This window comes from Variovorax sp. GW531-E2, assembly GCF_059423125.1.
In genome coordinates this window covers 54,792-66,571 of the sequence record NZ_JBWKXQ010000037.1, presented here as the reverse complement: position 1 = coordinate 66,571, position 11,780 = coordinate 54,792, and the positions used below count along the sequence as shown (strand labels likewise).

Annotated in this window: 12 protein-coding genes; 11 read left to right on the top strand and 1 reads right to left on the bottom strand. The window is 70.5% G+C overall.

What is annotated here, in order from left to right:
• Positions 1-357, top strand: a 357-nt coding sequence (locus tag AC07XP_RS20775; protein WP_495265725.1) for a DUF1109 domain-containing protein, incomplete at its 5' end; no start/stop codon positions are given.
• 22 nt (positions 358-379) lie between these two features.
• On the opposite strand, the gene AC07XP_RS20770 is transcribed toward AC07XP_RS20775, so the two are convergent.
• Entirely contained in the window at positions 380-1,891 is a 1,512-nt protein-coding gene (locus AC07XP_RS20770; protein WP_495265724.1) for a helicase HerA-like C-terminal domain-containing protein, read from the bottom strand.
• 102 nt (positions 1,892-1,993) lie between these two features.
• Here AC07XP_RS20770 and AC07XP_RS20765 point away from each other — a divergent pair, with 102 nt between their 5' ends.
• Genes AC07XP_RS20765 through fabG form a run of 10 tightly spaced genes read left to right on the top strand, consistent with a single transcriptional unit; the run spans position 1,994 to position 11,529 of the window.
• Positions 1,994-2,305: a phosphopantetheine-binding protein gene (locus tag AC07XP_RS20765; RefSeq protein WP_062482694.1), complete on the top strand. Its 312-nt coding sequence runs from the start codon at positions 1,994-1,996 to the stop codon at positions 2,303-2,305.
• A 3-nt stretch (positions 2,306-2,308) separates the two neighbouring features.
• Positions 2,309-2,953, top strand: a complete 645-nt coding sequence (locus tag AC07XP_RS20760; RefSeq protein ID WP_070060740.1) for a COG4648 family protein — start codon at positions 2,309-2,311, stop codon at positions 2,951-2,953.
• Positions 2,954-2,969: 16 nt separating this feature from the next.
• On the top strand, positions 2,970-4,685 hold the full coding sequence (locus tag AC07XP_RS20755; protein ID WP_495265723.1) for an AMP-binding protein: 1,716 nt from the start codon (positions 2,970-2,972) through the stop codon (positions 4,683-4,685).
• On the top strand, positions 4,682-5,692 hold the full coding sequence (locus AC07XP_RS20750; RefSeq protein ID WP_144004381.1) for a lysophospholipid acyltransferase family protein: 1,011 nt from the start codon (positions 4,682-4,684) through the stop codon (positions 5,690-5,692). Before AC07XP_RS20755 ends, AC07XP_RS20750 begins: the two co-directional genes overlap by 4 nt.
• Positions 5,664-6,299 carry a LolA-related protein gene (locus AC07XP_RS20745; RefSeq protein WP_495265722.1) on the top strand — a complete coding sequence of 212 codons (636 nt, stop codon included), beginning with the start codon at positions 5,664-5,666 and terminating at the stop codon, positions 6,297-6,299. Before AC07XP_RS20750 ends, AC07XP_RS20745 begins: the two co-directional genes overlap by 29 nt.
• Complete coding sequence (locus tag AC07XP_RS20740) at positions 6,296-8,701, top strand: MMPL family transporter (RefSeq protein ID WP_495265721.1); 2,406 nt, start codon at positions 6,296-6,298, stop codon at positions 8,699-8,701. Before AC07XP_RS20745 ends, AC07XP_RS20740 begins: the two co-directional genes overlap by 4 nt.
• Positions 8,701-9,564 (top strand): polysaccharide deacetylase family protein, encoded by an 864-nt coding sequence (locus AC07XP_RS20735; RefSeq protein WP_062471219.1) that lies wholly within the window; start codon positions 8,701-8,703, stop codon positions 9,562-9,564. The genes AC07XP_RS20740 and AC07XP_RS20735 overlap by 1 nt, the downstream gene beginning before the upstream one ends.
• Positions 9,561-10,331 (top strand): class I SAM-dependent methyltransferase, encoded by a 771-nt coding sequence (locus AC07XP_RS20730; RefSeq protein ID WP_495265720.1) that lies wholly within the window; start codon positions 9,561-9,563, stop codon positions 10,329-10,331. The genes AC07XP_RS20735 and AC07XP_RS20730 overlap by 4 nt, the downstream gene beginning before the upstream one ends.
• Positions 10,328-10,801 (top strand): hotdog family protein, encoded by a 474-nt coding sequence (locus AC07XP_RS20725; RefSeq protein WP_492696325.1) that lies wholly within the window; start codon positions 10,328-10,330, stop codon positions 10,799-10,801. Before AC07XP_RS20730 ends, AC07XP_RS20725 begins: the two co-directional genes overlap by 4 nt.
• Positions 10,798-11,529, top strand: a complete 732-nt coding sequence (gene fabG / locus AC07XP_RS20720; protein ID WP_062471225.1) for a 3-oxoacyl-ACP reductase FabG — start codon at positions 10,798-10,800, stop codon at positions 11,527-11,529. The genes AC07XP_RS20725 and fabG overlap by 4 nt, the downstream gene beginning before the upstream one ends.
• The last annotated feature ends 251 nt before the right edge of the window (positions 11,530-11,780 follow it).

The window sequence follows — 11,780 nt, the reverse complement described above, 5'->3', positions numbered from 1 at the left end:
GTGCTGCCGGTGTTGGGGGTCTGGGGGCTGGCGGCGTTCGTCTGGTTCTCGGTGCCGATCGAGGAGCGCATGCCCTTGCTGATGGGCCAGTCGTGGCGCATCTGCGCCCTGAGCATCGGCTTCATGGCGCTGCCGGTGTTCGCGGCCACCTTCGTGGCGCTGCGGGGGCTGGCACCGACGCGGCCCGCGCTGGCCGGGGCCGCGGCCGGCGCGCTGGCCGGCGGTGTGGGCGCGTCGGTCTACGCGCTGCACTGCATGGAGCTGACCGCGCCGTTCCTCGCGGTCTGGTACGTGAGCGGGATCGCGGTGCCGGTGCTGCTGGGCGCGGCACTGGGGCCGCGCCTGCTGCGCTGGTAGCGCGGCCGCTTTCTGCTTTCTCTTAGCGCTTCTTGCTGCCGAAGATCCCGCCCAGCACGCCGCGCAGGATCTCCTTGCCCACCGACGTGCCCATGGTGCGCACCGCCGACTTGGCCATGGTCTGCACGAGGCCGTCGCGCTTGCCGCCGCGCGGGCCGGTGCTGCCGAAGAGCATGTCGTTGAGCATGCCGCCCATGCCGGACGATTCTTCCGCCGCGGCCCCGCCCTTGGTGCCGGCGGCCGGCGCATCGGGGGCGCTCTCGGCGCGGCCCTTGAGCTTTTCGTAGGCCGATTCGCGGTCGACCGTCTTCTCGTACACACCCGCCACCAGCGAGCCCGCGATCAGCGCCTTGCGCTGCTCGGGCGTGATCGGGCCGAGCTGGCTGCCCGGCGGCAGCACGTACACGCGCTCGGTGATGCTCGGGCGCCCCTTGGCGTCCAGGAAGCTCACCAGCGCCTCGCCCACGGCCAGTTCGGTGATGGCGGTCTCGATGTCCAGGCCGGGCTTCTGGCGCATGGTGCTGGCGGCGGCCTTCACGGCCTTCTGGTCGCGCGGGGTGAAGGCGCGCAGTGCGTGCTGCACCCGGTTGCCCAGCTGGGCCAGCACCGAATCGGGAATGTCCAGCGGGTTTTGCGTGACGAAATACACGCCGACGCCCTTGGAGCGCACCAGCCGCACCACGAGTTCGATGCGTTCGACCAGCGCCTTGGGTGCCTCGTTGAACAGCAGGTGGGCCTCGTCGAAGAAGAAGGCCAGCTTCGGCTTCTCGGGGTCGCCGATTTCGGGCAGTTGCTCGAACAGCTCCGACAGCATCCACAGCAGGAAGGTGGCGTACAGGCGCGGCGAGTTCATGAGCTTGTCGGCCGCCAGGATGTTCACCACCCCCTTGCCGCCCACCGTCTGCATGAAGTCGGTGATGTTGAGCATCGGCTCGCCGAAGAACTTGTCGCCGCCCTGGGTCTCGATCTGCAGCAGGCCGCGCTGGATCGCCCCCACGCTGGCGGCGCTGATATTGCCGTACTCGGTGGTGAACTGGCTTGCGTTCTCGCCCACGTACTGCAGCATGGCGCGCAGGTCTTTCAGGTCGAGCAGCAGCATGCCGCTGTCGTCGGCGATCTTGAACACCAGGTTCAGCACGCCGGCCTGGGTTTCGTTCACGTCGAGCATGCGGCCCAGCAGCAGCGGGCCCATGTCGGACACGGTGGCGCGCACCGGGTGGCCCTGTTCGCCGAACACGTCCCACAGCGTGACGGGGCAGGCGGCGGGCTCGGGCACGTCGATGCCGCGTTCCTTGAGCGTGGCGGCCAGTTTCTCGCCGACGCTGCCTTTCTGGCTGATGCCGGTCAGGTCGCCCTTGACGTCGGCCATGAACACCGGCACGCCGATGTTCGACAGTTGTTCGGCGATGGTCTGGAGCGAGACGGTCTTGCCGGTGCCGGTGGCGCCGGTGATCAGGCCGTGGCGGTTGGCCAGGCCGGGCAGGAGGGTGCACTCGATGGTGTCGTGGCGTGCGATCAGAAGGGGGTCGGCCATGGGGCGCTCCGGGTCGTATCGAAGCGCGCAGTCTAATCAACCGCCACTCCTATAATTCACGACCCCGCACGGTCGTTCAGGAAAAAAGTTCAGGAGGTTTTTTTGTCATCGACTGCTCAGCCCCCCATTCCCGCCACTGGCGATGCATCCGAACAGTCGCCGATCGAAAAAGAGCTGGCCGTGTTGCTCGTGAACGCGCTCAATCTCGAGGTCGCACCTGAAGAGATCGTTCCCACCGACCCGCTGTACGGCGAAGGTCTGGGCCTCGACTCCATCGACATCCTCGAAGTCGCGCTCGAAGTCTCGCGCCGCTACGGTTTCCAGCTGCGCTCGGACGACGAGCGCAACCAGCAGATCTTCCAGTCGCTGCGTACGCTCGCGACCCACGTCGCCGAGCACCGCAGCGCCACCTGATCCATGTCCCGATGGCGACTCGTCCTCCTGCTGCTGGTAGGGGTCACGTATGCCGGCCTCTCCCACTGGATGACGCTGTTCCACGCCACCGAGCCCTGGGCTGTGGTGGTGTTGCTCGGCCCGTTGTGGATCGCGGCCATGGGCTGCGCCGCCAGCTGGTTCGGCCGCTGGGGCCTGGCCATTGCGGCGGCGCTGGGCATCGGCGGCTTCTCGCTCGTCTTCCTCGGTGAGGCGGGCGACACGAACCGCCTGTACGTGCTGCAGCACATCGGCATCAACGGTGCCTTGTGCGGCTGGTTCGGCTCGACGCTGCGCGGCAAGGGCCTACCGCTGATCACCCAGTTCGCGCAGCGCGTGCACCCGCTGAAGGGGCACATGCTGTCGTACACGACGCACCTGACGCAGGTGTGGACGGTGTACTTCGCCGTGGTGGTCGTGTCGTCGATCGTGGTCTACCTGACGATGCCGTTCTCGGCCTGGTCGCTGCTGGCCAACGTGCTGTCGCCGCTGAGCGTGGCGCTGCTTTTCGTGGGCGAGCACCTCGTGCGCTACCGCCTGCATCCCGAATTCGAACGCACGCGCCTCGTCGATGCGGTGCGCGCGTTCTACGGCACCTCGACGGTGGACAACGGCGCTGGCGGCCAATGAAACAGGCGCAGCCCGCGTGACCCCCGACACCGCTTCTTCTTCCTTCCTGCCGCTGCTCGCGGACCGTAACCCCGACGCGCCCCTGGCCTGGCGCGCCGGCCAGCCGGTCAGCACGCGGCAGTTCCTGGCCGACGTCGCGCGCCTGGCGCCCGCGCTGCCCGCCGAAGGGCCTGCCGTCAACCTCTGCCTCGACCGCTACGCCTTCGCCGTGAGCCTGGGCGCCGCGCTGGTGCGCGGCCATGCCAGCCTGCTGCCGCCCGACGCGCGGCCGGACACGCTGGCGCGCCTGACCGAAACCGGCGGCGCCCACCTGTTCGCGCTGACCGACGACGCCAAGCTCGAGACGCCCGGCATGCGGCGCCTGCAGGTCGAGGCCGTGCCCGGCCCGGCCGGCGATGCGCCCGTGCCCGCCATCGACGGCGGCCGGCATGCGGCCAGCCTGCTCACGTCGGGCTCCACCGGCGTGCCGCAACCGCATGCCAAGGCCTGGCGCACGCTGGTCGGCGACGTCGAAGTGGCGGTCGAGCGGCTGTGCCGTGTGCTGCAGCGGCCCACGCTCGAAGGGCTCACGCTGGTGGCGACCGTGCCGGTGCAGCACAGCTACGGCCTGGAGTCGTCGGTGCTGCTCGCGATGCTCGGCGGCGCCGCGTTCGAAACCGGTCGGCCGTTCTTTCCGGCCGACGTGGCGAAGGCGTTGGCCTCGGTGCCGCGGCCGCGCGCGCTGGTGACCACGCCGTTCCATCTGAAGACGCTGCTGCTGTCGGGCATCGAGCTGCCACCGGTCGACCTGATCCTGTCTGCCACCGCGCCGCTGTCGCCGCAACTGGCCGCGCAGGCCGAGCAGGCGCTGGGCGGCGTGCTGCTCGAAATCTACGGCAGCACCGAATCGGGCCAGGTGGCCACGCGCCGCACGACCGAGAGCGAAATCTGGGAAACCTTCGGCGAGATCCGCGTGCATGCACAGCCGGGGGAGGGTGACGGTCCCGAGCGCTTCATCTTCAGCGGCGATTTCATTCCCGAACCGACGCCCATGGCCGACGTGCTCGAACTGCTGGACGCACGGCGCTTTCGCCTGTTCGGCCGTGCCAACGACCTGATCCACGTCGCTGGCCGGCGCAGTTCGCTCGCGCACCTGAACTACCACCTGAACAGCATCGCGGGTGTCGAGGACGGCGCCTTCTGGCTGCCCGACGAGGTGGCCGACGGCGTGGTGCGGCCGGCGGCGTTCGTGGTCGCGCCCACGCTGTCGGCGGCGGACATCATTGCTGCACTGCGGCAACGGCTGGAGCCGGTGTTCGTGCCGCGCCGCGTGGTGCAGGTCAAGGCCTTTCCGCGCGAAGGCACGGGCAAGCTCACGGTGCGGGCGCTGCGCGAATTTGCGCTGGCGCAGCTGGCCGACGACCAGACGCCGGTGCAGATGGCGCACACGGTGCCGGTCGACCATCCGGCCTTTGCCGGCCATTTCCCCGGACAGCCGCTGGTGCCCGGCGCATTGCTGCTGGCCGAGGTCATGGAGGTCGTGCGGCGCGTGCCGGCGCTGTCGGCACGGCTCGGCCCGAGCCCGACGCTCGCGGCCGCCAAGTTCCTGGCGCCCGTGCGCCCCGGCAGCACGCTGTCCATCGAGCTGCATCCCGAGGCCGGCACCGGCCGCGGCGTGCGTTTCGACGTGCGCTGTGACGGCGTGGCGGCTGTCACCGGCCGCTGGACGGCTGTGCCAGAGTCGGCGGGATGAAGCACACCGACGCCGAAACGCGCGCCGTGGACGAAGCGGCGCGGCAGACCGCCCGCCCGGCGGCCCAGCAGGGCGACTGGGCGCGCGCGCCCGAGCGCAGCAACATGCTGGCGCTGCGCTTCATCTGCCTGATGGCGCTGGTGTGCGGACGGCACGTCACGCGGCTGCTGCTGCCGCCGATCAGCCTGTACTTCCTGCTGTTCGCGCCGGCGCCGCGCCGCTACATCAAGCGCTACCTGTTCCGGGCCATCGGCCCGCGCGCGGGCTGGGTCGACGGCTATCGCCTGCTGCACGCGTTTTCCTCCACCGTGCTCGACCGCGTGTACTTCCTGCGCGGGCGCATGGACCTGTTCAAGCTGAAGATCGAAGGCAACGCCCCGATCGAGGCCGAGGCGGCCGAAGGGCGGGGCGCCTTCCTGCTCGGCGCCCACATCGGCAGCTTCGAGGTGCTCGGCGCCTGCAAGCAGCAAAAGCACCAGAACCGCATGCGGCTGGCGATGCTGATGTACCCGGACAACGCGCAGCGCATCACCGCCATCCTGAACGCCATCGCGCTGCCCGAGATGCGGCCCCACGTGATCGCGCTGGGCCGGCCGCATTCCATGCTCGCGCTGCGCGATTGGCTCGACGGCGGCGGCCTCGGCGGCATGCTGGCCGACCGCACCCTGCCGGGCAGCGAGGAGCAGCCGGCAAACCAGCGCGGCAACAACATCGTGCTGCCTTTCCTGGGGCAGCCGGCCGTCTTCAACGACGGGCCGTTCCGGCTTGCGGCGCTGCTGCGCCGCAAGGTGTTCTTCATGGCCGGCATGTACGGCGGCGGTGCCCGCTACGATGTCCGGTTCGACCCGCTGGCCGACTTCGGCACGCCGTTCGTCGACGCCGCGGAGCGTGAACGCCGCATCCGAAGCGCGGTCGAAGCCTATGTGGCCCGCCTTGAGGCGCTGTGCCGCGCCTACCCGTACAACTGGTTCAACTTTCATGATTTCTGGCTCGAAGATGCGGCTTGATCGGCTTTGCAGGGTGGTGGTGCTGGCGGTGGCTTTCTGTGCCGCGCCGGCCTGGGCGGCGTTCGACCTGCCCGAACTGATGGGCCTGCTGGCCCGGCAGAAGAGCGGCGAGGCGCGCTTCACCGAACAACGCTTCGTGCACGGCCTCGAAGGCCCGCTCGACGCGAGCGGCACGCTGAGCTTCGAGGCGCCCGACAAGCTGGTGCGCCGCACGCTGTCGCCGCGCATCGAGACCATGTCCGTCGACGGCAACACGCTGACCCTGTCGCGCGGCAACCGCAATCGCACGCTGGCACTGGACAGCATGCCCGAGTTGCTGGGCCTGGTCGAAGCCATGCGCGGCACGCTGAGTGGCGACGGCGCCACGTTGCAGCGCTACTTCAAGAGCACCGTGACCGGCGCCGCCGGCAAGTGGACGCTCGACCTCACGCCCAACGACAGCCGGCTGGCCGCGCAGGTGCGCAGCATGCGCATCACCGGCCGCAACAGCGAGGTGCTGGGGCTGGAGATGGAGTTCGTGGGCGGCGACCGCTCGGTCATGCACATTTCGCCCAATGCACCGCCGTCGGCGGTGCCGGCCGGCGCCCCCGGGCGCGCGACGCCGTGAGCCTGGCGCAGGCGGGCGGGCCGCCGGGGTGGTCGCGTCGCATCGTCGTCCTGCTGGCGTGGCTGCTGGTCGTGGCCCTCGGCGCGGTCGTCATCGCGCGCACCCAGATCGGCGCCGACCTGTCGGCCTTTCTCCCCAAGAGCCCCGACCTGCGTCAGCGCGTGCTGATCGAGCAGCTGCAAAGCGGCGTCGCCTCGCGCACGCTGATGCTGGGCTTCGAGGGCGGCAGCGTCGAACAGCGCGCGGAGGTCTCGCGCGCCGTCGGCAAGGCGATGCGCGAGAGCCAGCTCTTCGACCTGGTGCAGAACGGCGACGTGAGCGATTGGAGCGAGGCCGGCACCTGGGTGTTCCAGCACCGCTACCAGCTGTCGTCCGGCGTGATGCCGGGGCAGTTCACCGCCGAAGGGCTGCGCGAGGCCATCGTCGACACGCTGTCGATGCTCGGCACGCCGGCCGGCAACGCGATCAAGCCCTTGCTCGACAGCGACCCGACGGGCGAGACCCAGCGCATCGCGATGGAGCTGGTGCCGGCCAGCGCGCCGCGCAGCGAGGCCGGCGTCTGGATGTCGCGCGAGGCGCCGCGTGCGCTCATGATCGCCACCACGCGCGCGGCCGGCGGCGACCTCGATGCGCAGGCCGTCGCCATCGCCCGCGTGCAGGCAGCCTACGAATCCGCCGCGCGTGGCATGGGCGAGGCTGCGCCGAAGCTGTTGTTGAGCGGACCGCCCGTGTTCTCGGTCATGAGCCGCGAAAAGATCAAGACCGAAGCCATCCACCTCGCGGTGGTGGGCGGCATCGTGATGAGCGTGCTGTTGCTGCTGGCTTTTGCTTCGCCGCGCGCGCTGGTCATCGCCTTCCTGCCGGTGGCCACGGGCGTGGTGGTCGGCACCGCGTCGGTCAGCCTCGTGTTCGGCTCGGTGCACGGGCTCACGCTGGGCTTCGGCAGCACGCTGATCGGCGAGACGGTCGACTACGCCATCTACTACCTGATCCAGGCACGCGGCGCGGCCGTGGCCGGCACCGGCTGGCAGCGCTGGCGCGAAGTGCACTGGCCTACCGTGCGGCTGGGCCTGCTGACCTCCGTGTGCGGCTTTGCGGCGCTGGTGTTCTCGGGCTTTCCGGGGCTGGCGCAGCTGGGCGTGTTTTCGATCGCCGGGCTGGTGTCGGCCGCGCTCGCCACGCGCTACGTGCTGCCCGTGCTGGCACCCGATGGCGCGACCGGCATGGGCATGCGCCGGCACATGGCGCGCTTGGCCGGCCTGCTGGTGCGCGGCCTGCCGCGCCTGCGCTGGCCGCTGGCGGCGCTCGGCGTGGCGGCGCTCGCGCTGGTGCTGTGGCAGGGCGGCCACCTGTGGCGCGCTGACCTGAGCGCGATGAGCCCCGTGCCGCGCTCGGCCCAGCAGCTCGACGAGATGCTGCGCAAGGACATCGGCGCCAGCGACGGCGGCGTGCTCGTGGTGGCCTTCGGCGACGACGAACAGGCCGCACTGCGCCACACCGAGGCCGCGGCCGCGCGTCTCGATGCGTTGGTCGACAAGGGCGAGCTCAGCGGCTACGAAGCCGTGACCCGCGTGCTGCCCAGCGTGGCCGCGCAAACGGCGCGCCAGGCCAGCCTGCCCGACGCCGACACGCTGCGCGCCAACCTGGCCGAGGCGACCAAGGGCCTGCCGCTGCCGGCCTCGCGCCTCGGTCCCTTCGTGGCCGACGTGGAGGCCGCGCGCAAGCAAGCGCCCGTGCAGCGCGCCGACCTCATGGGCGGCCCGCTGGGCTCGGTGGTCAACACGCTGATGTACGAGCGACCGGGTGGTGGCTGGTCCACACTGGTCGTGCTGCATCCCGGCCCGGGCTTCGAACAGGCGCGCCTCGAGGAGGCGCTGGCCGGTCTGCCCGAAGTGCAGGTGGTGGACGTCGGTCGCGAACTCGGCGGCCTCTACCAGCGCTACCTGCACGAGGCCTTCGTGCAGGTGCTGCTGGGCGCGCTGGCGGTGGTGGTGTTGCTGGGCGTGTACCTGCGCTCGTGGCGCCGGCTGCTGGCCGTGTGCCAGCCGCTGCTGTTCGCGGTGGTGCTCACGCTGGGTGGTATGGCGCTGGCGCAGGCGGCGCTCGGCATCCTGCACCTCGTGGGGCTGCTGCTGATCGTCGCCGTGGGATCGAACTACGCGCTCTTCTTCGACCAGCTGCGCACGACCGGGCGCGCCGACGAAGACACGCTGGCCTCGCTGATGCTGGCCAACCTCACGACGGTGGTGTCATTCGGGCTGATCGCGATCTCGGACATTCCGGCGCTGTCGTCGATCGGCCGCGTGGTCGCGCCGGGTGCCTTGCTGGCGCTGCTGCTGTCGGCCGCGTTCGCGCGCAACGTGGCGCCCGGGAAGGGCCCGAGCCCACAGCGTCCGCGCTGATGGGAAAATCCGGGCCCACCATGTCGTCGCCTTCCGCCCCTTCCACCCGTTCTGCCGCCTCCGAATCCTGGCCCTGGCCGCCGGCCATGCGCGCCAGCGCGGCCGTGCATGTGGCCGCGTTGGGCGCGGGCGTGCTGGTGCCGGGCGCATGGCCCTGGGCGCTTGGCGCTGTGGTGCTGAACCATGCGCTGATCACCGGCGCCGGGCTCACGCCGCGCAGCAACCTGCTCGGCCCGAACGTCACGCGCCTGCCTGAAGCCGCCGCTGCGCGTCGCGAGGTGGCGATCACCATCGACGACGGGCCCGAGCCCGAGGTCACGCCCCGCGTGCTCGACCTGCTGGACGCCCACGGCCAGCGCGCCACCTTCTTCTGTATCGCCGAGCGCGTGCTGGCGCATCCCGCGCTGGCGCGCGAGATCGTCGCGCGCGGCCACAGCATCCAGAACCACACGGCGCGACATCGGCACAACTTCTCCTTCCTCGGCCCGCGCGGCTTCGCGGCAGAGATCGCGCGCGCGCAGGACATCCTGACCGACGTGACCGGCCAGCGCCCGACCTGTTTCCGCGCGCCCGCCGGCCTGCGCAACCCTTTCCTCGAACCCGTGCTGCACCGCCTCGGCCTCTCGCTCGTGAGCTGGACGCGGCGCGGTTTCGACACCCGCGAAGGCGACGCCGCCAAGGTGATGGCGCGCCTCGCCCGCCATCTGCAGGCGCGCGACATCCTGCTGCTGCACGACGGCAATGCCGCGCGCACCGCGGCGGGGCAACCCGTCTTGCTGGAAGTCCTGCCCTTGTTGCTCCAACGCCTGCGCACCGATGGATTGCGCGCCGTGACCCTGCCTGAAGGATTGAAGACCGCATGAGCGCCGTGATGCCATCGACGATGACCACCGACCAAGCCTGGCGCGAGCTGCACGAAGCCGCGACCGTCCCCTACAAGAAGGGCGGCACCTTCGCCTGGCAGTTCGCGCGCGGCAAGCTCGGACGCGACCCGGTGTTCCGCGGGCTGCTCGAACGCGGCCTGATCGACGCGCAGCACCGGCGCGTGGTCGACATCGGCTGCGGGCAGGGCCTCTTCGTGAGCCTGCTGGCCTCGATGAGCACGATGCAGCAGCAAGGACGCTGGCCGGCCTCATGGGCCGCCACGCCGGCCGCCGCGGACTACACGGGCATCGAGCTGATGCCCAAGGACGTGGCGCGCGCCGAGGCATCGGTCGGCCACCTGAAGCCGACGCCGCGGCTGGTGTGCGCCGACATGTGCTCGGCCGCCTTGCCCGACTGCGACCTGGTCGTGATCCTCGACGTGCTGCACTACGTGGACCTCGCCGCGCAAGAGGGTGTTTTGACCCGCGTGCGCGACGCGCTGCGCCGTGGCGGCAACCCGAAGGCGCGCCTGCTGCTGCGCGTGGGCGACGCGTCGAGCACGCGCGGTTTCGCGATCAGCCAGTGGGTCGATCGCACCGTGACGCGTATTCGCGGCCACAAGGTCTCGCCGACCTGGGGCCGGCCACTGACTGAATGGACTGCGCTGCTGCAGCGCCTGGGTTTCCGCGTGCAAAGCATGCCGATGAGCGAAGGCACGCCGTTTGCCAACGTGCTGCTGGTGGCCGACCTGGAGACTGCCGCTTGACGGCACCGCAGACGCTCGACCGCGCGGGCATTGCCGCGCGCATTCCGCACAGCGGCAGCATGTGCCTGCTGGAACGCCTCGAGGGCTGGGACGCCGAATCGATCCATTGCAGCACCACGACGCACAGCCAGGCGGACAACCCGCTGCGCACCGAAAGCGGCCTGCTCGCGCCGAACGCCATCGAATACGCGGCGCAGGCCATGGCGCTGCACGGCGGCCTGCTGGCCGCCGAGGGCAGCACGCCGTCGGCCGGCTTCCTGGCCAGTGCGCGCAACGTGAAGCTGGGGGTGGCGCGGCTGGACGACATCGCCGGGGCGTTGCAGGTGCGCGCGAAGCGCCTGTCCGGCGACGACCGGCAGGTCTTGTATGAATTCACGGTGGCGGCCGACGACGGCCGCCTGCTGGCCGAAGGCCGGGCCGTGGTGGTCTTGAATACGCCGCTGGCGGACATGGGAAGCACACCGTCATGAGTTTCGAAGGAAAACGCACACTGATCACCGGCGCCAGCGGCGCGCTCGGCGCGGCCATGGCGGAGCGCTTTGCACGCGACGGTGCCACCGTGCTGCTGCATGCCAACTCGCGGCCCGAGGCGATCGAGCAACTGGCCGCATCGATCACCGCCGCCGGCGGCAAGGCGGAATGCCACGTGTTCGACCTGCGCAGCGACGAGGCCTGCGCAGCCGGCTGCGCACGCATCCTCGAAGGCGGCGCGGTGCAGATCCTCGTCAACAACGCCGGCGTGCACGACGACGCCGTGCTGCCCGGCATGCGCGCGGAGCAATGGCACAAGGTGATCGACGTGTCGCTCAACGGCTTCTTCCGCGTGACCCAGCCGCTGCTGCTGCCGATGATGCGCACCCGCTGGGGTCGCGTGCTGAACATCTCGTCCGTCGCCGCCATTGCGGGGAACAAGGGGCAGGTGAACTACGCTGCGGCCAAGGGCGCGCTGAACAGCGCGACCAAGGCGCTGTCGCTCGAAGTGGCGTCGCGCGGCGTGACCGTGAATGCGATCGCGCCGGGGATCATCGCGTCGCCGATGGCCGATGCGGTGTTCGACCCCGCGCTCATCAACCAGATGGTGCCCGTGAAGCGCGCCGGAACGCCGCAGGAAGTGGCGGCGCTGGCGGCGTTCCTGGCAGGCGATGAAGCCGCGTACATCACGGGTCAGGTGATCTCGATCAACGGCGGAATGATCTGAGACCCTGCCGGCTCGTTCTTCCCTGCGAAGGGCGCGGCATCCACTTCACCCCTGAGCCAGGCTGGCGGTGCGGGGTGGGCGGCCCCTCTGTGCCGCCGAGGAGCGCAGCGTTTCGCGGATCAGGGCTCGCAGCTGTTTGAGCGCAACGCAGTGGAGCGAGTTCTGCGAGACCCCGCGAAACGCGAGCACCGCAGGGGAGCCGCGAAGCGGCCGGTACAGTGGGGCCGACCACGCCGTACCGCCTGTCGGGC

Excerpts from the sequence above, each read along its gene's own strand:
- AC07XP_RS20760 (WP_070060740.1), top strand. The coding sequence starts at position 2,309 with ATGTCCCGATGGCGACTCGTCCTCCTGCTGCTGGTAGGGGTCACGTAT.
- AC07XP_RS20770 (WP_495265724.1), bottom strand. The coding sequence starts at position 1,891 with ATGGCCGACCCCCTTCTGATCGCACGCCACGACACCATCGAGTGCACC.
- AC07XP_RS20745 (WP_495265722.1), top strand. The coding sequence starts at position 5,664 with ATGATTTCTGGCTCGAAGATGCGGCTTGATCGGCTTTGCAGGGTGGTG.
- AC07XP_RS20735 (WP_062471219.1), top strand. The coding sequence starts at position 8,701 with ATGGGAAAATCCGGGCCCACCATGTCGTCGCCTTCCGCCCCTTCCACC.
- fabG (WP_062471225.1), top strand. The coding sequence starts at position 10,798 with ATGAGTTTCGAAGGAAAACGCACACTGATCACCGGCGCCAGCGGCGCG.
- AC07XP_RS20750 (WP_144004381.1), top strand. The coding sequence starts at position 4,682 with ATGAAGCACACCGACGCCGAAACGCGCGCCGTGGACGAAGCGGCGCGG.
- AC07XP_RS20730 (WP_495265720.1), top strand. The coding sequence starts at position 9,561 with ATGAGCGCCGTGATGCCATCGACGATGACCACCGACCAAGCCTGGCGC.